18 protein-coding genes, 1 tRNA gene and 4 pseudogenes are annotated in these 21,292 nt (G+C 42.3%); 9 read left to right on the top strand and 14 right to left on the bottom strand.

The genetic code is table 11. From position 1 onward, the window contains the following. Positions 1 to 9 precede the first annotated feature (9 nt). The 5 genes from ANSO36C_RS11775 to ANSO36C_RS11795 form a co-directional block, all read right to left on the bottom strand. On the bottom strand, positions 10 to 603 hold the full coding sequence (locus ANSO36C_RS11775; protein ID WP_251959689.1) for an L-threonylcarbamoyladenylate synthase: 594 nt from the start codon (positions 601 to 603) through the stop codon (positions 10 to 12). 57 nt (positions 604 to 660) lie between these two features. Beyond that, positions 661 to 1,548, bottom strand: coding sequence for a peptide chain release factor N(5)-glutamine methyltransferase (prmC, locus tag ANSO36C_RS11780; protein ID WP_251959690.1), 888 nt, complete (start codon positions 1,546 to 1,548; stop codon positions 661 to 663). 25 nt (positions 1,549 to 1,573) lie between these two features. Beyond that, complete coding sequence (locus ANSO36C_RS11785) at positions 1,574 to 2,389, bottom strand: Tic22 family protein (RefSeq protein ID WP_251959691.1); 816 nt, start codon at positions 2,387 to 2,389, stop codon at positions 1,574 to 1,576. 607 nt (positions 2,390 to 2,996) lie between these two features. Further along, positions 2,997 to 3,070, bottom strand: a tRNA-Pro gene (locus ANSO36C_RS11790). 302 nt (positions 3,071 to 3,372) lie between these two features. Next, positions 3,373 to 3,924: a GNAT family N-acetyltransferase gene (locus tag ANSO36C_RS11795; RefSeq protein ID WP_190941248.1), complete on the bottom strand. Its 552-nt coding sequence runs from the start codon at positions 3,922 to 3,924 to the stop codon at positions 3,373 to 3,375. Positions 3,925 to 4,410: 486 nt separating this feature from the next. Between ANSO36C_RS11795 and ANSO36C_RS11800 the strand changes: the two are divergent. After that, positions 4,411 to 5,131, top strand: a pseudogene (locus tag ANSO36C_RS11800) (hypothetical protein). A 122-nt stretch (positions 5,132 to 5,253) separates the two neighbouring features. Then, on the top strand, positions 5,254 to 6,171 hold the full coding sequence (locus ANSO36C_RS11805) for an alpha/beta fold hydrolase (RefSeq protein WP_251959692.1): 918 nt from the start codon (positions 5,254 to 5,256) through the stop codon (positions 6,169 to 6,171). A gap of 104 nt (positions 6,172 to 6,275) precedes the next feature. Here the strand turns inward: ANSO36C_RS11805 and tsaD are convergent, their stop codons facing one another. Further along, positions 6,276 to 7,325 (bottom strand): tRNA (adenosine(37)-N6)-threonylcarbamoyltransferase complex transferase subunit TsaD, encoded by a 1,050-nt coding sequence (gene tsaD, locus ANSO36C_RS11810; protein WP_251959693.1) that lies wholly within the window; start codon positions 7,323 to 7,325, stop codon positions 6,276 to 6,278. A gap of 282 nt (positions 7,326 to 7,607) precedes the next feature. Here tsaD and ANSO36C_RS11815 point away from each other — a divergent pair, with 282 nt between their 5' ends. From ANSO36C_RS11815 to ANSO36C_RS11825, 3 genes are all read left to right on the top strand, one after another. Then, a complete protein-coding gene (locus tag ANSO36C_RS11815; RefSeq protein WP_251959694.1) occupies positions 7,608 to 8,102 on the top strand; it encodes a Photosystem I reaction center subunit III in 495 nt (164 codons plus the stop codon). Positions 8,103 to 8,141: 39 nt separating this feature from the next. Further along, on the top strand, positions 8,142 to 8,291 hold the full coding sequence (gene psaJ / locus ANSO36C_RS11820) for a photosystem I reaction center subunit IX (RefSeq protein WP_100899853.1): 150 nt from the start codon (positions 8,142 to 8,144) through the stop codon (positions 8,289 to 8,291). A 278-nt stretch (positions 8,292 to 8,569) separates the two neighbouring features. Further along, positions 8,570 to 9,091 carry a photosystem I reaction center protein subunit XI gene (locus ANSO36C_RS11825; RefSeq protein ID WP_251959695.1) on the top strand — a complete coding sequence of 174 codons (522 nt, stop codon included), beginning with the start codon at positions 8,570 to 8,572 and terminating at the stop codon, positions 9,089 to 9,091. A 70-nt stretch (positions 9,092 to 9,161) separates the two neighbouring features. Here the strand turns inward: ANSO36C_RS11825 and gmk are convergent, their stop codons facing one another. Together gmk and remA are read right to left on the bottom strand one after the other, a co-directional pair. Further along, positions 9,162 to 9,761, bottom strand: coding sequence for a guanylate kinase (gmk, locus tag ANSO36C_RS11830; RefSeq protein ID WP_251960315.1), 600 nt, complete (start codon positions 9,759 to 9,761; stop codon positions 9,162 to 9,164). Between the two features lie 451 nt (positions 9,762 to 10,212). Then, positions 10,213 to 10,479 carry an extracellular matrix/biofilm regulator RemA gene (remA, locus tag ANSO36C_RS11835; protein WP_073639751.1) on the bottom strand — a complete coding sequence of 89 codons (267 nt, stop codon included), beginning with the start codon at positions 10,477 to 10,479 and terminating at the stop codon, positions 10,213 to 10,215. 255 nt (positions 10,480 to 10,734) lie between these two features. Between remA and ANSO36C_RS11840 the strand changes: the two genes are divergently transcribed. Further along, on the top strand, positions 10,735 to 11,757 hold the full coding sequence (locus ANSO36C_RS11840; RefSeq protein WP_251959696.1) for a phosphotransferase enzyme family protein: 1,023 nt from the start codon (positions 10,735 to 10,737) through the stop codon (positions 11,755 to 11,757). A gap of 76 nt (positions 11,758 to 11,833) precedes the next feature. On the opposite strand, the pseudogene ANSO36C_RS11845 reads toward ANSO36C_RS11840, so the two are convergent. From ANSO36C_RS11845 to tyrS, 3 genes and pseudogenes are all read right to left on the bottom strand, one after another. Continuing rightward, positions 11,834 to 12,578, bottom strand: a pseudogene (locus ANSO36C_RS11845) (hypothetical protein). Next, a complete protein-coding gene (gene pyrF / locus ANSO36C_RS11850) occupies positions 12,575 to 13,306 on the bottom strand; it encodes an orotidine-5'-phosphate decarboxylase (RefSeq protein WP_251959697.1) in 732 nt (243 codons plus the stop codon). Before pyrF ends, ANSO36C_RS11845 begins: the two are co-directional and overlap by 4 nt. A gap of 14 nt (positions 13,307 to 13,320) precedes the next feature. Then, positions 13,321 to 14,511 (bottom strand): tyrosine--tRNA ligase, encoded by a 1,191-nt coding sequence (gene tyrS / locus ANSO36C_RS11855; protein WP_251959698.1) that lies wholly within the window; start codon positions 14,509 to 14,511, stop codon positions 13,321 to 13,323. A 173-nt stretch (positions 14,512 to 14,684) separates the two neighbouring features. On the opposite strand from tyrS, the pseudogene ANSO36C_RS11860 reads away from it, so the two are divergent. Next, positions 14,685 to 16,610, top strand: a pseudogene (locus ANSO36C_RS11860) (transglycosylase domain-containing protein). 50 nt (positions 16,611 to 16,660) lie between these two features. Here the strand turns inward: ANSO36C_RS11860 and ANSO36C_RS11865 are convergent. After that, positions 16,661 to 16,985, bottom strand: a pseudogene (locus ANSO36C_RS11865) (DUF1825 family protein). A gap of 126 nt (positions 16,986 to 17,111) precedes the next feature. After that, positions 17,112 to 18,044 carry a J domain-containing protein gene (locus tag ANSO36C_RS11870; RefSeq protein ID WP_251959699.1) on the bottom strand — a complete coding sequence of 311 codons (933 nt, stop codon included), beginning with the start codon at positions 18,042 to 18,044 and terminating at the stop codon, positions 17,112 to 17,114. 326 nt (positions 18,045 to 18,370) lie between these two features. Here ANSO36C_RS11870 and ANSO36C_RS11875 point away from each other — a divergent pair, with 326 nt between their 5' ends. Together ANSO36C_RS11875 and ANSO36C_RS11880 are read left to right on the top strand one after the other, a co-directional pair. Further along, a complete protein-coding gene (locus ANSO36C_RS11875) occupies positions 18,371 to 18,748 on the top strand; it encodes an NINE protein (RefSeq protein ID WP_251959700.1) in 378 nt (125 codons plus the stop codon). A gap of 14 nt (positions 18,749 to 18,762) precedes the next feature. After that, positions 18,763 to 19,296 carry a helix-hairpin-helix domain-containing protein gene (locus ANSO36C_RS11880; protein ID WP_251959701.1) on the top strand — a complete coding sequence of 178 codons (534 nt, stop codon included), beginning with the start codon at positions 18,763 to 18,765 and terminating at the stop codon, positions 19,294 to 19,296. A gap of 293 nt (positions 19,297 to 19,589) precedes the next feature. Here ANSO36C_RS11880 and lepB read toward each other — a convergent pair whose 3' ends face one another. Further along, the gene (gene lepB, locus ANSO36C_RS11885) at positions 19,590 to 20,162 is read right to left on the bottom strand and encodes a signal peptidase I (RefSeq protein WP_251959702.1); all 573 of its coding nucleotides are present in this window, start codon (positions 20,160 to 20,162) and stop codon (positions 19,590 to 19,592) included. Between the last annotated feature and the right edge of the window lie 1,130 nt (positions 20,163 to 21,292).

The following is a 21,292-nucleotide window of genomic DNA, read 5'->3' on the forward strand; positions in this document are numbered from 1 at the left end:
ATGTTTTTTCTAACTAGAAATCTCTAACTCGATCGCTCCTTGCCGCAAAATTTGCCAATTTATTCCTGTCCATTTGGCAACGGTGGAAGGTATACCCATCGCTGGCGTTTCATCCTGGTATTCCGTTGTTGCTATCAGAACTTTGGGAAACTGAGTTTCAATTTCTGCCATTGTTTGCAAAGGCGGCTGACCAGAAAAATTGGCGCTAGTTGTGGCAAGAGGGCCTGTTTGCGCCAAAATAGTTTGAGCGATCGCACTGTTCGGGACTCGAATACCAACTGTTGTTGGATCAATGGGATTCATAACTTTTGGTAAGCGATCGCTTGCTGGTAAAACTAATGTCAGCCCTCCTGGCCAATATTTATCTGCTAGTTCTTGCCAAACTTTATACTCATTCTCACTACCTTTGACATAGGGCCACAAATCTTCAGCACTAGCTGCCATCAAAATCAAAGGTTTATCTTGACTGCGTTGTTTCGCCGCAAAAATTAATCCGGCTTTTTCTGGTATCGTTGCAAGTGCCGGAACGGTATCAGTGGGAAAGCTTACCAAAAGACCAGCGCGTGCGCCATCAATTAGATTTGTTAGAGAAACTTGTGTCATTTTTGTAAGTTTGGGTATGGGGCATTTTTCCTCTTCCTATGCCCCATGCCCTATTTTCTAACTTTTGTAGGCAAGGGCAAAACGTTCAATTCCAGCTAAATCACTGTGAATTTGAATTTTACAATAGCTACCTTGATTTTGCAAAAGTTCTCGCACTGCATCCGCCTGCCCTGCCATCATCTCAATTAACCACACGCCGCCCGGTTGCAAATAACTAGGGGAGATTTCTATCAAATGGCGAATGCAATCTAAGCCATCAGCGCCACCATCCAAAGCTAGATGTGGTTCATGGTTAACTACTTCTGCTTGCAGAGTAGGTAAGGTACTGGTGGGTATGTAAGGGGGATTCGACACCATACCACTGAACTGACCTTTGAGAAATGTCAGTGGCTCCCACCAAGAACCTTGATAAAATCGAATCCGGTCAGCAAAACCCAAATTATCGGCGTTGGCTTGGGCGATCGCCAAAGCCTCTAAACTGTAATCAACAGCATGAATTATTGATTTTGGCAAGACATCTGCTAATCCCAGTGCGATCGCCCCACTACCAGTACCTAAATCTGCCCAGTGTCCTGAACCATTACTAGCAGATGCTAAAGCTAAATCAATTAATAATTCTGTCTCTGGTCTGGGAATCAAAACCGCACTCGACACCGCGACTTGAAAGTTACGCCAAGGTGTAACTCCGGCAATATACTGCACTGGTAAGCGATCATTTAATCGCCTCTGCCACAAACGATCTAACTCTTTTAAAGGCAATTGCAGCTGAATTTGCGGCCAGTTTTTAAAAGACTCCAAACGCAGTGCCAAGCGGTCTAACCCAGCAATTTCGAGCAGCAACCAATCTACTTCCATTGGGGGGACATCAGTGGCGATCGCTGCTTGCATAGCTGCGTTTCGCCATTGCCAAAGTTCTAAACCAGATATCAGATGTTTCTCCCCCATGCCTCAACCTTGAAGTGCATATCCGTTATTTTTTCGGAGCGGGCGCAGCAGGCTTGGCGGCTGGTGATTGATTCGGCGCAAGCGATCGAATGAAATTGATCGACTCTCTCGATGGATACAGAACAATTTTATTGATACTAGGGTCGCTGCTGCTATTAAGAGCCTCCATAACACCGTACAAATCCACCACTTGAATTTCAGTGTTGTTTGCTTCCTTGGGCACGGCTTTTTTGAATTCGTCTAACAAAGCAACTGCTTGTTCTTTTTCAAAAAAGAATGGAATTAATCGCTCTTTGCCTTGTGCAACCGGAATGGTTATGTAGCTATTATCTTTCTTAAATTTGGGTACAAATAAGGGAATACCATTGAATTGCTCCCCTTTTTTACCATTCTGACTCATCAAACTAGTTGCCGATGCTACTTGCTGCTGCGTCGGTACTAAAGTATAAATCACAGAATCTGGTTTCTTTTTGCTTTCTTGCACTATTTTATAGTAGTCTGCCAGGGACAAAGGTCTAACCTGTAAAGTCCCTGCCAACTGGGGATTTTCTTTCTTGAGCCGATTGTCAAGGAATTTTTGAGCATCTTGCTTGCTAATAAAAAATCCAACTTGCGAGATCGTCTTCGATGCGTTGTTCCTCGAAAGAACTACGAATTCGCCTTTAGGATTGGTGAGCGTGAATACAGGTACTTCTTGGAGCTTTTTCACTACCTGATCTTGTGGCAAAGCGATCGCCTCTAGATTACCTATTCCTGGTAGATTGCCTATTCCTGAAAGCCCCGTGAAAAATACACTGCCAGCTATACCCAATGTTGCGCCCAAGCGAATAAATGATTTCATGACTGCTCCTCGCATCAATAGTCCAATTAAATCAAACAAGTGGTTGGATTTGCACAGCACCAACTAGCTTTAGTTATATAGCAATCTATTTCAGTTGCGAAAAATTCATTATGCGCGTTGAAGTTGAGTGTTAAGCGTCAACGGTCAAAATCCAATATTTCTCAGTTATTTAGAGTTGCTATAGTATCGGTTTCAGAAATTGACTGTACCAAAGTTGTGTTTTTCTCAGTTTCGCTTCGCTATTCACCGCGAAATGCCGTAGATGCCTATTATATGTCTTCTCAAGCAGTGAAAATTTTGTCCCTCTGTGGAACTTTGAATATGATAGATGCCATTTTATCGGCTTTTTCTAATATTTAGCGACGCGATTACTTAATTAATCGTTCCATCTGCAATTAGTTTAATATCTTCGCAAATTTATGCAAAGCTGAGTGTCACGATTATCTGACTGCTTAAGGAAGAAATTTGTATACTAAGCTTTAAAAGCCAATGCAACATCAGAATAGCCTAACTAATTAATATTGTCCGTAAAAATGTGCAATTTAGTTGCACATCTTAGCAAAAAATTCTGGCTAATCTGCCTTAATATTTAACTCTACTAATTAAATCGGGATGACAGGATTTGAACCTGCGGCATCCTGCTCCCAAAGCAGGCGCGCTACCAAGCTGCGCTACATCCCGGTTAGATATATATGCTTTTTTGGTTTGTTTTTTAACTTCCCATCAAAGCGATCGCGCTTCTACAAAAGCGTTAAATTAACTATATCACATAACACTGCTAATGCCTAATATCTTTAGATATTCTGCAAAGACGAGCTAGATTACATCCTTACACTGAACCAAGGTTTTTCTGCCGACTTAGTTTTACAAGAAATGTACTTGCTTGTTCGTCGGCTGAACCTTGTCAAACCAAATCACAATAATAGATTTGTACTACTATACCTAATTTTATTGTGCGAATTGGGTTTTATTTGAATTGAGCGTTAGTGAGGATACCAGAACATGCCTTTGATGCCTTCTGGATCAGCCATAAACCCCATAGTTCGGTAGAAATCGACAACATGGGGGTCGGCGAAGAGAGTGACATTACTAATTTCTTCACTCCTAAGTTTTTTGAGAACGTATTTCATCAGCGCCTTACCCAGTCCTTGACTTTGAAAGTCTGGGTGAACTACCACATCCCAAATAGTGGCATTAAACGCGTGATCTGAGGTAGCACGGGCAAAACCAATGAGCCGCTTTTGGTTTCCTCTCACCTGCCACATTGAGGCAACGAGAAAACTATGCTCAATAGCTTTTTTGACTTTTCTTAAAGGACGACGCGACCAACCAACTGCATCACAAAGTTCTTCTAGCTCATATAGGTCAATGTCTCGTTCCGTACTGAAGACGATCCGAGCATCCTTTGAAGAAGCCTCGCTAAAGCTACCGGGGCTGGAGTTGCCCGCAGTTGCGGCTGTATGCTCCTCAAAAGGGTTTGTCCTAGTTGTCGCTATAGATTCAGGAGTACTAAACCAAGTTTTCCAAAAACCCATGCCAACGTGGTTCGGGTAGTATAACTGAATTGGTTTCCACTCTTAGAGTGTTGATTCACTTCTAACATAGCTACCTCCGTTTACTACCCCTTACACTCAAAGTTTTTCGGTTGTTTTTGGGATTTACAACGGTAACAGCCAGTTAGAGGGTGTTTCACACCAATCACTTTCAACTTTAGCATTTTGTTGTAGAGGCTAGGAGAAATTCACCAAAAGGGAAGAATATAAGTAATTCAAAATTCAAAATGGAAAAACCTAATCCTGGCAATTGCTCGTATAGAGCTTAAATGCACGTTAACTTAGGAGGGAATTGTATATAAAAAATTGGGCATTGAAAAGAAGCAGAGGGACGGGGTACAACGGGCAGAGGAAAAAACTCTTCTCCCTTGCTCCCTGCTCCCCTCCTTCTTCCCCAGTCCTCCTAGTCCCTAGCCCCCCAACACCCAGCCCCCAGGTGACGAAAGCAAGCGAGTCTTACACTTAACAATGGCTTCTGGTTTAAAATCTTCGACACTGGAACTCCTAAAGCGCTTTAACCGAGCGTTTCCCCAGTTTTATGAGCAATTCGTCAGTAGTGAAATTCAACTGCAAAATTTGCGGCTAGCGTACCGTCTCTATAAAACTAGACGCGCTGTTATTGAGCTAAAACCGGAAGGTAGCAAAAGTGCGCTGCATTTTGCTTACCGCAACCAGTCTTTTCTCCTCAGCGATATTTTTGGTGTATTAGCAGCTTATGGGTTGACTATCCACGGTCTAAGTCTATACGGTCAGATCCGTCCGCCAATGTTAGTTTTTATCAAAACTGTTGGTGTCTCGTGGTAGTAAAGCCTTGACCGATAAAACCGCAGAAAATGTCTGTCGTGCCATCCGCGAGGCTTTAGGAGGTCGGTTTGAGGTAGAAGAGATGCTAGCAGTAGAGTTCAATCTTGACACTGGCTTAGAGCAAGTACAAACTGAGTTCTATGTTGATCCAGTGTTTCATCTTCCTGCCCTAGTGATTGAAGCCGATAATCAACCAGGATTATTTTACAAAGTGATGTATGCCATCTGGCAGGAAGACCTGCTGGTAGTCAATGCCAATTTACTGGTTTGGCGCGGACGTACACGGCTAATCCTCTACTTGTTGGGGCCGAATGAAAGCCTCATTCCTGAATATCTGGGTCACAAAATTGCTGAAGGAGTGCGACAGAGGTTGCTGGGTAAGTGAAAAAAGTGCGGAGTGATGAGTTAAATAATTCGTAATTAAAAATTCATAACTGCTCACTTCTAATTTCTAACTCTTCCCACTTTGTATTTAGTCGCACCCGCCGTTAAGGGTACGATATAAGTATGGCAACTATCGAAATCTTGGGCGTTCCACACGCATACGAGCTAACGGCTCCCACTTCTTGCCCCTATGCTTTAGTCTTTATCCACGGTTGGCTTAATAGCCGTGGATATTGGCAACCTGTGATTTCCCGCCTATCAGATGATTTGCAGTGCCTTTCCTATGATTTGCGGGGTTTTGGTGAATCCCAATCCCAGGTAAAAACCGATTTTAGCCGGGCACAAACGTCTTTGAGCCTGACACCCATCTCCAGTAGTGTGGTAGGCTCACCTTTCGATTCTCTATATACTCCTGCTGCTTATGCTCAGGATTTAGCAGCTCTTCTCAAACAGCTCAATATTACCAGTGCTTGGCTAATTGGCCACTCCTTGGGTGGAACGATCGCTCTTTGGGGAGCAGATCAAATGCCTGAGTGTGTTAAGGGAGTGATCTGTATCAACGCTGGTGGTGGTATTTATCTAAAAGAATCCTTTGAGCAGTTTCGCTCGGCAGGTCAAAAATTTTTGCAAGTCCGTCCGCGTTGGCTGTCTCAAGTGCCTTTGATTGATTTGCTGTTTACCAGAGCTAGTGTGGCTCGTCCTTTAGATCGCTATTGGGCACGTCAACGGGTGATAGATTTCGTTGTGGCTGACCCAGAAGCGGCTCTAGGAAGTTTGTTAGACTCCACAACGGAAGAAGAAATCAATCGTTTACCTGAGCTAGTATCCCAACTGAAGCAGCCAGTTTATTTTTTGGCTGGCGCTCAAGACAAGGTTATGGAACCCAAATATGTACGCCATTTAGCCAGCTTTCACAGACTGTTCCAATATTGTGGTGACAATGTTCTAGAAATTCCCAATTGCGGACACCTGGCTATGTTGGAACAGCCGGATGCAGTCGCCGATCACATCAGGGGGATAGTCAATAGTTATAGGGTATAGGGCAAGGGCATTGGGCATTGGGCATTGGGCATTGGGCATTGGGCATTGGGAATTGGGCATTGGGAATTGAGGATTGGTAGTTACAAATGACAAATGACAAATGACTACTCAAGAGGTTGATACAACTTCATCACCTGGGTAAGCCCTAATCTAGACTCAACGCCTAGTGTGAGGGGTGATGTATGACCACGGGATAGATGTTCTGCGGCGGCGCAGCCAATCATGGCGGCGTTATCGGTACAGAATTTTAGAGGTGGAAATAGAACGCGTAGGTTATGTTTAGCGGCGGCGGCTTGGAGGTTTTTTCTCAAGCCGCTATTAGCTGCTACGCCGCCACCAATGGCAATTGTGTCTAGACCATAGTCAAGGGCACAGGCGATCGCTCTTTTGGTTAGCGATCGCGCTACAGTATCCTGAAAACTTGCTGCTACATCTGCCACTGGCACTTGTCCACCATCTTTCTCTAACTGCTGCACTAAACGCAATACAGCCGTTTTTAACCCACTAAAACTTGCATCATAACGATGAAACCCCCCACCGGGTAAAGAAACTTTTCCTTCCGGTAAAGCAAAGGCTTGAGGATTGCCTTCTTGTGCCAACTTGTCAATCACTGGGCCACCGGGATAACCTAGTTTTAACAATCGCGCCACTTTATCAAAAGCTTCACCCGCAGCATCATCACGAGTTTGTCCCAAGGTTTCGTACTTACCACAATCTTTGACATAAATCAAGCTTGTATGTCCGCCTGAAACCAGTAAGCTAAGGAAAGGGGGATTTAAAGTTGATTCGCTCAAGTAAGTTGCGTAAATGTGACCTTCGAGGTGATGAACTCCCAAAAATGGCTTGTTGTGTACCATTGCCAAGGTTTTGGCCGCAGTTAAACCTACCAAAAGCGCTCCTACAAGTCCAGGGGCACAAGTGGCAGCAATTGCGTCAATTTTTCCCCAGTCTAGTTCGGCTTGCTCTAAGGCTTGGGCGATCGCTTCATTGATTGTTTCCAAGTGCTGGCGAGACGCTACTTCTGGTACTACCCCACCATATTGCTGATGGACTAGAATTTGCGACGCTACAATACTGCTGCAAACTTTACGATTGTTAACAATTGCGACGGCAGTTTCATCACAGCTAGTTTCTATTGCTAAAACGGTTGCCATTGAGAGTAATAAGTGCTGGGTGCTGAGTCTAAAGTCCTGAGTAATAGAGAGAAAATCTTGCTTCTTTACTACCCTACAACAACAATTCTGATACTTTGCACTTCTTTTTGGGCATTCGACACTCTATTTTGGTTGAGAAGCTTTAACTTTTATTTACTTAAACTTTACTCGGTTCCCACCCAAGAGTATGATGACTTCCTAGTTATGCAAATAAACAAACTGTACAAGCCGCTTCGTTTTGTACAAAGAACTTTTTGTTTTGTAATAAAAGGAAACAACTCTATGCCACGATTGTTTGCTTTGATGTTAGCGATCTGTCTTTTGTTCAATTTTGCTCCCCCAGCACATGCTTTAGGGGCTAATTTGACACCGTGTAAAGACAATCCCGCTTTTCAACAGCTAGCAGCTAATGCCCGTAATACCACCGCTGATCCCGAATCTGGGAGAAAACGGTTTGAGCGTTATTCTCAAGAACTATGCGGCCCTGAAGGTTATCCCCACTTAATTGTTGATGGTCGTCTAGATCATGCTGGTGACTTTTTGATCCCCAGCATTCTGTTTCTATATATTGCTGGTTGGATTGGCTGGGTAGGTCGTGCCTACTTGCAAGCGATCAAAAAAGAGCCGAACACTGAACAAAAAGAAATCCAAATCGATCTTGGTTTGGCACTACCCATAATAGCGTCAGGCTTTACTTGGCCAGTAGCGGCTCTCCAAGAGTTTCTCTCTGGAAAATTAACAGCCAAGGATACAGAAATTCCTGTTTCCCCACGCTAAATCAACTTAACGAATTCATTTGTTTTGGAGAGTAAGTTCATGGCAGACAATAACAACCAATCATCCTATTTGGTTAAGTTTATTACTACAGCGCCAGTGGCAGCCACTTTATGGCTGTTCGTCACAGCAGGTATCTTGATTGAATTCAACCGCTTTTTCCCCGACCTACTTTTCCACCCACTGCCATAAGTGGAAAATAAAATTTAGGACAGTTGGATGAATGTCTTATTTTTTGCTTAATATTATGTAGTTGATGTATTCAGCTTATTTTAGGCAGAATTATCACCGAAATAAGGAGCAAAAATAGTTTTTTGAAACTCGTGATCTGTAAACAGGATCACGAGTTTCACAGTTTTAAAAGTAGCTAAATTAATTTTTCTAAACTTATTAAGCAAAAGCCATATTTAGCTACAATTATTATTAATATAAAAATGCCACCATTTTAATTTAGAGGCGAACATAAAAATATGGCACAAGCAGTAGATGCATCAAAAAATCTCCCTAGCGATCCCAGAAATCGGGAAGTTGTTTTTCCCGCATTTCGCGATCCACAACTGGGTAATCTAGAAACCCCAATTAATGCTTCTCCTTTGACCAAGTGGTTCATTAATAACTTGCCAGCTTATCGTCCTGGTATAGCTCCTGCCAGACGTGGTTTAGAAGTTGGTATGGCTCATGGTTACTGGATATTTGGCCCCTTTGCCAAATTGGGCCCACTGCGGGATACAGGTAGTGCAAACTTAGCTGGGTTATTGGCAGCCATTGGCTTGGTTGTTGTTCTGACGGCGGGATTATCCCTCTATGCGAATAGCAATCCTCCGAAAGCGCTTGCCAGTGTTACTGTACCCAACCCTCCAATAGATGCTTTTAACTCTAAAGAAAGCTGGAACAACTTTGCTAGTTCTTTCTTAATTGGTGGTATTGGTGGTGCAGTAGTTGCTTACTTTTTGACTAGTAATTTGGGAGTAATTCAAGGTCTATTTGGTTAATTACTAGGAGTTAGGAGTTAGGAGTTAGAAGTTTAAATTGATAACTTCTAACTCTTAACTCCTAACTTATTTATTTAAACAAAAGCGCTTCAATCTCCTTTAAAGCAGTTTCAAAATCGTCATTAACGATTTGAATATCAAACTCATCTGCGGCTTGAATTTCTTCGTGGGCGCGGATTAGACGGCGAGCGATCGCTTCTTCCGAATCTTGGGCACGAGAGCGTATTCGTTTCTCCAATTCATCAAAAGAAGGCGGTAAAATAAAAACGCTGAGGGCGCTGGGGAAGGAAGCACGAATTTGTCTCGCCCCTTCTAATTCAATTTCTAGCACTACCAACTTACCAGAATTAATTTGGTTAAGCACAGCTTCACGAGGTGTGCCGTAATAGTTACCAGCAAATTCTGCCCATTCTAAAAACTCACCTTCAGCAACTAATTGTTCAAACTTGCTGCGGCTAATAAAATAGTAACTTTTACCATCGATTTCGCCTGGACGGGGAGAACGAGTCGTTACGGATACGGAATAATAAAGTTCTGGATGACGCTCTAGGAGCGATCGCATTAAAGTGCCTTTACCGACCCCACTGGGGCCAGTTAAAACAATTAACCTGCCTAAATGTAAGCATTCTTCGGTAGTAGCACTACTCTGGATGGGTAAAACTGGCATCATCCCTTCAACCTGTGAATCAATCAATAGATATTATTCATTAGTCTTGTGTTCTTGGTCTAGTCCACTAGTGACTAAAGATTTTGTAACAAGGGTGACAGAAAACCTGTCTAATTCACATCGTACTACCGATACGGTGCAAATAGAAGTGGGATTGTTAACCTATGGCTAGTGGTCTGTCCCATCAGTTCTGAGGGTTAAGAGTACGAACCCCATACTCCTACGGAGAAGCAAGCTACGCGCAGCGTCTCGCATAGAAGCAAGAAGGAAAGAAGATAATTTCAAACCTGATTCATCTATCAAAATTAATGGGACAGACCACTAGTAGTCCATCAAAGCAACTTTGCTAGGTATTCAAAAATTTGACAAAACGAAAAAACTTTTTTCTACTCCCCACTTCCAATTTCCCACTAATTATTCCTCACTTAGCAATTTTGGGTTGGTCGAGTACTAATCAATTATCTACAGTTTGATGATCGCGAGAAATAACAAAGCGATTTGCTACCGTTTCCGGCTGAATCGCTGACAGAATTACATGGCTGGAATCGGTGATAATTACAGCTCTAGTCCGACGACCGTAAGTTGCATCAATCAGCTGACCTCTATCCCGTGCATCGGTAATAATCCGCTTAATCGGGGCAGACTCTGGACTGACAATGGCAACTACTCGGTTGGCAGACACGATGTTACCAAAGCCGATGTTAATTAACTGAATGTCCATAAAAAAAACTGACGCTAAACGCGGTTTGAGAAGCTTGAAATAACCTTATTCTCATGTTATCGCCAAAAAACAGGAGTTACAACGCTTAAATTAAAGCCAGTCTGCGTTTTTAAATAATGTCTGCTTTTTTTTAGCTATTTATCAGCTATATTTCCTGAATATCTTCCTGTAGATATATGTGCAATTCCACTGATCCAAGCTAATCGGATGATGTACATTTATTTAATTTGAAATAGGTATCTGGCTCAGAAATTGATGAAGAGCAAAATTAATTGGAACAGCCTCGCTCTAACCGCGCTGGCTCAGTACAATCTTAGTGCAACTCAATTAGTATTTTTGGGTCATAGCGAAAATGTGACCTTTCGCGTTGACACTCGGAATCATCAAAATTTTGCTACATCTGAAGAATATGATGAGCAAGCGTTATTTCTCCTCCGTATCCATTATCCGATCGCTGAGTTCCGCGATCGCATCTGGCAACAATATGCAGTCATTGAGTCAGAACTCTTATGGCTCACCGCGTTACATCAAGATACCGATTTGGTTGTGCCGTACCCTATACAGAACCTCAGTGGCAGTTTCATTACCTCTATAATTGATGACACCAGCGAAACGCTCAACTGTACACTATTAAAGTGGATTGATGGTTCCCCTCTTGACATCGAACCTACACCGATGCAGTCTAGGCGAGTCGGGAAACTTATGGCTCAGTTACACCAGCACACCAGCCTTTGGGAATTGCCTTTAGGCTTCATGCGACCAAAATACGACTGGGAGCAACTACACGGCTCACTCATGAAGCTGCGATCGTTAGTAGATGCTGGGACGATATCTATTATTGATTTCGCTGTGCTTGAGAGTGTGGTTCAGCGAATTAGTAATGTGATGACAGCACTGGAAAAAACATACACCAATTGGGGTCTGATTCACGCAGACCTGAATGAAAATAATTATATTTTTTATGCAGGTGAAGCACGGGCCATTGACTTTTCCTGTTGTGGCTTCGGCTACTACCTTTATGACATTGCTCATACACTGCTGCATCTGCTTCCCGAAAACCGTAGATCGTTCCTCAACGGCTATCAAAGCGTGCGCCAACTGCCTGATAAGTATCAAAGTATTTTGGAGGCATTCTTTCTGGCAGCAACGGTAGATAATTTTGCTTTTTTCGTGTCGCAGCCAAATGAACACGATTATTTGTTAGAAAGTTTACCCTATGTTACTGAAAAGTTCTGTAGCAAATATCTTAAAGGCAAGCCATTTTTGTTCGAGTTATAGCTCTTCTGCTTTTATATTAAAGTGAGTTCGACGAAGTTCAACGAAGAGGCAGGCGGATTCAAATCCCCTTTCTGTTCTATCTCCCTTGCTCCCTTGCTTCTTTTTCAATTTTGTCTCTTATATTCACAGCACGCATTTGTTGTACACTTCCAGCTTGACAATCGCGTAACCAAGTTTTAACTCCTTGAGCAACAGTACCCTTACTACTATCACGTGGCGGAGATACTGGCTGTTGTCCTGAATAAGAACCAATTTGAGAAAACATCATCACTAAACGCCAACCATCTTTAGTTTTAGTCAACAATAGCCAGTGGAATTCTTGCAATTCTACCGCTTTCTTTCCTATGTACTGCCGCTCTAAGGTAGTAAAGAAAACTTGCTCAACTCCTGATGCAGAACTTTTAGAAACGTCTGCACTATATTCTTCAAGGTTAAGGGGCAAAGGAGTAAAACTCAGGTCTTCCTGCCACTAGCATATAACTGTAAACATCACTGCTTCTTCTGAGGCGACGGGCGCGTTGACTAGCGCGATTAGTATAACTAGGTAAATCTTGCAGTAGCTGTATAGTTAATGTTTCTAAATTTTGCTCAGAACATAAAGACTTGGCCCCGTCGTTAACATTTTCCTTTTCTGCTAGCGCAGAGACTTTGAGGGTGAGATTTGTCGAGAATGCTGGGTAAGCAAGGCTATTTGATACTAAAACCCAGAAGCCACAAGCTAAAAGCCAACTATAATTTTTCTTCTTAAGCGAAGAGGTAAGATTTTTCTTTCCTACACCCTGCAATCTATTTCCCAGTTTCTCACTGACTTTTAGCTTCATGCCACCGTGGTTAACTCCTCAGAAATCCTCTTCCAGGCTAACTCCGGCTCAGTAGCAGCGGTGATGGGACGACCAATCACGAGATAATCTGCACCTGCAATAATTGCTTGTGCTGGGGTAAGCGATCGCTTTTGATCGCCAATATCAGCCCAAGTTGGTCTAACCCCCGGACAAACTAGCAAAAAGTCATTTCCACAAGTTTGTCGCAGCTGTGCCACCTCTTGAGGTGAACAAACTACCCCATCCAAACCAGATTCCTGAGCCAGCAGGGCCATTTCTAAAGCGTATTCTGGCAATTCTAGGGGTATTTTTAAATCAAATGCCAACTGCCGAGCAGAAATGCTTGTTAGCAGAGTAATCGCAATTAACTTTGGTGGTTCTACACCTGCTTTTATAGCTCCTTCCTGTGCCGCCTCAGTTGCGGCTTTCAGGGCATCTCTACCAGCAGTAGCATGAATTGTCAGTAAATCCACTCCGTATCTAGCTGCACTCCGGCAAGCACCAGCAACGGTATTGGGGATATCATCAAACTTTAAATCCAAGAAAATGCGCTTTTGCCGAGACTTTAACACTTCCAGAATTTTCGGGCCAGTGCTGGTAAACAACTCTAGACCAACTTTCCAGAAACTAACTTGCGGTAGCTGATCTATAAGAGCGATCGCACTTTGTTCATCTGGCACATCCAAAGCCACAATAACTCGTTGTTCTACCTGTTCCCTATTCCCCATTCCCTACTCCCCATTTAAGGTACTAAGCGCACAAACTTATTTTTGCCAACTTGTAAAACTTTACCTTGTAATTCACTAGGAGCATCGAAAGTGATATCAGCATCAGTGATGCGATCGCCATCTAAGCGCACTCCACCCTCTTGAATTTTCCGCTTTCCTTCGCCTGTACTTTTGCACAAGCCAGTGGCATTCAGAATATACGCTAACTTAGTAGGGAATTGTTGCACGCCTGCTAGAGAGAATTCTGGAACTGCACCTTCCTTACCACCGCTTTGGGCGGCTTCCTTCGCTTCTTGGGCTGCGGTTTCGCCGTGGTACTGCTTAACAACTTCATAAGCTAAAAGTGTCTGGCGATCGCGGGGATTTTCTGGCAGTTTGTCCAAAGGTAAATCCGTCAACAGTTCAAAATACTGTGACAGCAGATCATCGGGAACTCCTTGCAACTTTTGATACTTTTGTCCTGGGTGTTCTGACAATCCGATATAATTACCTAAAGACTTAGACATTTTTTGCACGCCATCCGTGCCAATCAAAATTGGCAACAGCATCCCAAATTGGGGCTTTTGACCAAAATGGCGTTGTAAATCTCTGCCTACAGCAATGTTAAATTTCTGATCAGTGCCGCCTAATTCCACATCTGCCTCAACTGCAACCGAATCAAAACCTTGCATTAACGGGTACAGGAACTCATGGATAAAAATCGGATTCTCTTTTTTATAGCGATCGGCAAATCCTTCCTTCGCCAACATCTGCCCTACCGTCATCGTGGACAGTAACTCCAAAATTTTCTCTAAGTTGAGCTTAGAGAGCCATTCGGAGTTATAACGCACCTCCAACCTTCCTGGTGTGTCAAAATCCAAGATAGGACGTACTTGGTCAAGATAAGTCTGAGCATTTTGAGCGACATCTGCTTCTGTAAGCTGACGACGCACTTCAGATTTACCAGTCGGATCGCCGATACGCGCTGTAAAATCGCCAATAATTAAAATTGCTGTATGACCTGCATCTTGAAATCCTCGCAGTTTTCGTACTGGTATGCTATGACCAAGATGAATATCAGTACCTGTAGGGTCAATCCCCAATTTGATCCTCAAAGGTTGGTTTGTAGTTAGTAAGAGTCTTTCTAGACTTTCGCTGTTAACATCAACTGATTGTGGGAAAACTTCTACTACACCACGACGCAGCCAAGCAAAATCTGGCGTCATTTTCAGAGACTCATTACTCGCTATGTTTTGCACACTAGAAGTTAAGTTGGTTATAAACACTTGCAATTTATCCACTTTCTCATCTGCCAAACTACTATAATTGCAAAAAATTAACCGCCTTGCTTCGCTCAATCAATTACAGTTAAATTTACAAGTGAGGAAGTGAAACCGCCGTGTCGTCGTCTAGGACTTTTGAAAACAAACAGCCACAACGTCAGGCTTCATCAGGTTTTGAGTTTTTGAAAGGAGTGGGTCAGGTAACTGGCGGTACACTCCTCTCAATCACTATGCTGGCAAGTTCCATTGTAGCCGGAGGACTGGTTGGTTTAGCGATTAGTTTCCGTAATTTGCCAGATGTGAGACAGCTACGTAATTTTTTCCCCTCAGAAACGACTTACATTTATGACGTTAAAGGCAAACTCTTAACGAGTATCCACGGGGAAGCCAACCGGGAAGTCGTACCCCTAGATAGAATTTCCCCGAATTTAAAACGGGCGGTATTAGCTAGTGAAGATAGCCACTTCTACGATCACCACGTGTATCAACCCTACTGGTGTTGGACGTGCAGTCGTAGTTAACGCTGTTGCAGGTGGAGTCAAAGAGGGTGGCTCTACTGTTACTATGCAGTTGGTAAAAAACCTATTTTATCTCGCAAGCGTGCCTTTACCCGTAAGTTAGCCGAGGGGGTGCTGGCAATCCGGTTAGAGCAAATTCTTACCAAAGACCAAATTTTAGAAATGTACCTCAATCAAGTTTATTGGGGTCATAACAATTATGGTGTACAAACCGCAGCCCGCAGTTACTTTAATAAGTCAGCAGAATATTTAAGCTTGGGTGAGTCGGCAATGATGGCGGGTTTGATCCAAGCACCAGAAGAATTTAGCCCGTTTGCGAGCATGAAGCTGGCAAAACAGAAACAAAAAGAAGTGCTGGGACGGATGCTGGAATTGAACTGGATTAACCAGTCAGAGTACGACAATGCCCTCAAGCAAGAAATCAAACTTGGTAGAATCAAATCCTTTCAAGGTAGTGCCCTACCTTATGTAACCAATACGGTAGCGCAGGAGTTGGCTAAAAAGTTTGGGCGTGAGACACTGCTCAAAGGTGGAATGCGGGTACAAACAACAGTTGATGCCAACTTCCAAATCATGGCAGAAGAAACTGTCAGTAAGTGGCATAAATCACTGCTTGGACAGGGATTATCTAAGAATCAAATCGCTTTAGTAGCAATTGACCCACGCACGCATTTTATTAAAGCACTAGTGGGCGGTGTAGATCCCAAGGTTAGTGAATTCAATCGTGCAACTCAAGCTCAACGTCAGCCTGGATCTTCCTTTAAACCGTTTGTATACTATACTGCTTTTGCTACTGGTAAATATGGGCCAGACTCAACGGTGGTAGATTCTCCAGTCAGCTATCAAGATGGTAATGGTCGGTACTTTCCCAGAAATTATGATGGGGGTTTTAGCGGCCCGATGCCAATCCGCACAGCTTTAGCCCAATCACGCAACATTCCCGTGATCAAGATTGGTAAGGCTATTGGCATGAATAGAGTTATAGAAACTTGCCGTACCTTGGGCATTATGAGTCCGATGGAACCTGTTAGTTCCCTGCCTCTGGGTGCAATTGGTGTTACTCCCCTGGAAATGGCTAGTGCCTATGCTACCTTTGCTAATTATGGCTGGCAATCTCCACCCACTGTAATTGCCCGTGTCACCGATAGCAGTGGTAACGTGTTATTAGATAACACCCCTAAACCCCAGCTAGTTTTAGACCCTTGGGCATCGGCAGCCATTATCGATGTGATGCGAACGGTAGTTACTAATGGTACAGGTAAAGGTGCTGCAATACCTCGTCCAAGTGCTGGGAAGACAGGTACAACTTCCTCAGAAAAAGATATTTGGTATGTTGGTACTGTGCCACAGTTAACCACTGCTGTTTGGGTAGGGAGGGACGACAACAAACAATTAGCTAGCCGTGCTACGGGTGGCGGTATGGTTGCTCCCATCTGGAAAGATTTTATGGAAAAGGCACTTAAGAATGTACCAGTAGAAAACTTCAAGTCACCTTCGCAGTTTTCTCGTCCTAAATCACAATAATTTTGAATTTTGGATTTTGGATTAATTGCCAATCCAAAATCTAAAATCGACTAGGTTTGTTTTTCTAGCTCGGCTTTCATCCGTTCTAAAGTGAGGTGCATTTGGTCAAACATTTGTTGCGGGGTGACACCGAACTGACCTAGTTGTGTTTTCATCTGTTCTACTGTCATTTGTGCCATGAAATCTTCTGATAACTCGAAACGCTTCATAAAGATGCGATACCGATCCATCATGGTTTCCATTTGCTCAATAAAACAGCTTTTTGCCTTCGCGGTCAAATTTGCCGTAGTCGTTGCCAAGTTTGATCAGCGCTTGATAATCCTCAAACAGCTGTTTTGCTTCTTGCTGAACTATCTCAGAATCGAAGAATCCCATATTGCTTATATTAAACTGAGCGCCCAGACCCAGTAGCTTAATAGTTTTACTTCTATTTATTATTTTAGTCTAGGGGAGTAATCTAGTCACGAAGCTTCGGTTTTAGTACGGTTTGTTACCGAAATTTCAACACTTGACTTGAGAACGTTTCCCCTCGTTAAATCGACTTAATAAAGCCGCAATACTTAGAGCTTTAGCCATTGATTTAGGATCGGTGTTTTCACCCGGTTTAATTTTCAGTCCGTGAGCGTATTTCAGAGCTAGCGAATCTTGCGGGTTAAGTTTTAATGCTTGACGGATGTAAACCCTAGCCATACCGACAAATTTCTGTTTGAGATGTACTAAACCTAATAAAGCATAATAGTTGCTGTTATTTGGCTCTAATTTGATGGCATCGCGCAGTTCTTGCACGGCTAGGGCCCAGTTGGCTAGTCTGACGTACTCAATCGCTCGCTGGTAGTGACGTTGAGCGTAATTTGTCAAAAGTGGTTTAACATTAGTTTTTTGAGCTAATGTTAATTCAATTGGCTTGATCTCTACTTCCGGGATGATGCGAACAGTTTTTTGTGGCGGGAACAGGTCAGGTTTCTGCAACTGTAAGTAAACTAAATTCAGTATTCTAATTTGTTGTGTAACCTGATAAGACTGATGAAGTGATTTGTATTTAGCTTCTGCATAGCAGGCGATCGCTTCTTCGTAAAACAATTCTGCTTGGGGTGCAGACATTTCCATAATTTCCTCAGCTATGGCACTTTGAACACACAAAGCTTGTTGCTGTAAGACTCTTGCATCCGATCGCAGCATAGCGATCGCAATCAAGCGCTTTTGTCGATGTTTCAGTTGTTCATAAGCTGGATTGATTAAACGGCTAAATATTGCCATTGCTAATTCTTCGTCTGAATCGTAGCTTTTAGCATAGCGATCGGGATGGAGCAATTTCGCTAAAGTGTGATAGCGTTTAAAAATCTGGCGATCATCAGCACTTACAGAAATTCCTAGCACAGCGTAAGGATCACAAAGCTGTTTAAGCCATTCTGGCGGAAGGAAGGTCTGTGACATGGTAGTAATCTAGATCCGTTCGTTAAAAACTTAAAATTAGCATCAAAGTTCAATGCACTGTCATGTGAAACTTACTCAAATTTCTTCAAATACTAATTTGTGGCATTTTCCATCCAAAAGCCCGAAGGACAAGCCGGGGTAGTTGACTAAAATAAATTTATATGGGCACTAATCATTAAAAATTTGCCAATATAGTCAGGATGTTGACTACAATTATTTTTCTTGTCTACGAGATGCTACGCGAACTTATGGAATTTTGAATTGTTTAATATACCTTTTGGCTATCTTATTGTGGAAACTATGATATTGATATATTCGTTAGCAATATGTTGACTAAGCGTAAAAGCCGGAGTGTTGCTGCTGTTTTAGCTTTTTCTGGCACACTAGCACCAATTTCAGGATTACATAAATTCTACCTGGGACAGCCGTTGTGGGGTATTTTGTATGTGTTGCTTTCGTGGACACCCATCCCCAAGGTAGCTAGCACGATTGAGGGAGTTTGGTATTTAGCTCAAGACGAAGAAGCTTTCGATCGTAATTTTAATCTAGGCAAGTTAGCGGCAAAGAGCTCACAAAAGGTAATTAATCAGGTAGGAGCGATCGCTGACGCAATGCGTGAATTAGATGCTCTGCGCCAGGATGGACTGATTTCAGAGTATGAATTTGAGCAAAAGCGCCGCCAATTGCTAGACCAGATTTCTTGAGGTAAGCAACAATCATGAATAACTGGCTACCTTTGAACTCCAAGCTGCAAAAACTCCGCGCCAAACTCCTCAACGATCCCTACTATCGTCTACAATCTGGGGAAGAAATTCAGATAGCGGCTAAATTAGGTATCCGCATTGATGCTAATCAAGCGACTGTAGATGATTGGTTACGTCTACCAGGTTTGTCAATTCACCAAGCGCGATCGCTTGTAGAACTTTCGCGCTTGGGTGTGAAATTTTACTGTATTGAAGATATTGCTGCGGCTTTAGGTATGCCAGCACCACGCCTGGAACCATTAAAGCCTCTGCTGAATTTTATTTACTATGACCACGAATCTTTAGAAAATCCGACGCATTTAGTTAACCCCAATGCAGCAACCGTTGAAAAATTAGCACAAATCCCATTTATAGATTTGTCTCTGGCGCAAGCAGTGGTGCAAAATCGGCAATCAGCCGGGCCTTACCGTAACCTGGCTGATTTCCAGCGACGGCTGGAGTTAACTGGTGATGTTATCACCCAGATAATGTATTATTTGAGGTTTTAAGTGAAAAGTTAGAAGTCTTAAAATAACTCCTAACTCGATACGGTTCAGTTAAGGCTAAAACCCTTCCTTTGTGAAATCAATTTTTTTAACGAACCACAGAGGCGCAGAGAACACAGAGAGAAGGAAAAAATGCTTAACTGAACTGTATTGACTCCTAACTCTGGCAATTTTAGATTTTGAGTCGAACCTTTGGTGCGCTTACAGCGCAACTTAGATTGAAAGAAAAAGCGTTCGACTGAGCGCTCACGCCGTTCGCGTAGCGTTCCGCAGGAAAGTCTAAAATCCAAAATTGATTAAATGAACCCAATGCGATCAAGAGGCCAAAAGCGAAACGTTGCTCGACCGATGACATTTTCTCTCGGTAAAAAGCCCCAATAGCGAGAGTCATTACTATCGTTGCGATTATCTCCCATGACAAAAAATTCGCCTTCTGGGACTTTCACTGGTTGAAATGGCTGATTTGGGGGTTCAGCGATATAGTCTTCTGCTAAGGGTTGACCGTTGAGGTAGACTTTACCAGAAGCAACACTAATTACCTCACCAGGTTTGCCAATAACCCGCTTGATGAAAGCTTGATCTTTGGGATATCCTCGACGTTGTAGTTCTGCGGGTGGCTGAAAAACAATAATATCCCCAGTTATGGGAGGGTGAAAATGGTAAGAGATTTTTTCAACTACCAAGCGATCGCCTGTATGTAAAGTGGGCAACATCGAGTCAGAAGGTATATAACGGGGTTCAGCGATAAAAGTCCTGATCAGGAATGCCAAACACAATGCGATCGCAATTAAAATCAGATTTTCTTGCCAATTACGCCATATTTTTAACGACGCACGCTCTTCTTTTGCATCACTTTCGTGAGGAATCATAAAAGTTTCTAGCCAGTTTCAGAAGTGAGACAAATACCTTGATTATTTTGACTCAAAAGGTATATTAATAGGAAATCTGGGTTTAGGGTCAACCCCTACAGATATTAAATAATACACTTAGCACATCTACCCAAGATAAGCAAAAGTACTCTGAAGAGACTATGACCTGTTTAAAGCAATATAAGCTAATGATTACGATTCCTAATCCTAAATAGATAATTAAAAATTTTCATTGTAATTGCTGTAATTATAAGCCAAGTTATGGGGCAATTTACAGCTTTGCCTCCTCCTCCTAAAAGAGTTAGTTAACGGCTGATAAATAGGTACAGCCAATGAGTTTTTTCTTTGATCAGAAAATTAATCTTTGAGTGGCAAAAGAGTTTACTCCATCTGTGACAATATCTGCTTCACTTTACTGAAAAAGCAGAGAGCAGTCTTGTTAAAGGCACAGTCGCAATCAAATATATTTTGATATGTATTATTAAATGATATTACGTAAAAATGATTGGTGTTTAAATGTACTTTTAAATACAAGAATTTAGCTGCTAAAACGTCATTAGTAAAAAATCTTACATTTAAGTCTAGAGTTTAATGGTTCAATAAATAGATAGCATCTTAATTAGAATCAAATTTTAACAACTTGCTTATGTATTATCTGATTAATTTCAGTAATTACACGGTGACAGTGAATATTAAATTGTACTATTAATTAAGATATAAATCTCTTTGGCGATCGGGAATAATATTAACAGACAGGAAAGTACTAGCAATTTAGGATAGAGTATTAGGATCGAAAAAGAACTAAACTGCCAATAAAATTATTTTTGCTTAATTAGTCAAAAATATTTAGATTAACGAATAAGTGCCCCTTGGCAATAAGAAACTGTATTGAATCAATTTTCGTCTGGTATATTTCATAGAAGGTGGAAGGTAACATACTGCCAGTTGAAAATTTAATTTTTTCTTCAAAAGGAAGCAATGGCAGTAGGCAGTAAAATATATCTCATCAAGAATAGAAACTGATAGTTTACTAGAATCTTTTTTGAAAGATACCCCGTCCTTGAGAAATAGTTTTGTATGTTAATCAGATAACTCACTAAGTCGCAAATTATACAATTTTTTTGTCAGAA

Source organism: Nostoc cf. commune SO-36 (genome assembly GCF_023734775.1).
GTDB lineage: Bacteria > Cyanobacteriota > Cyanobacteriia > Cyanobacteriales > Nostocaceae > Nostoc > Nostoc commune_A.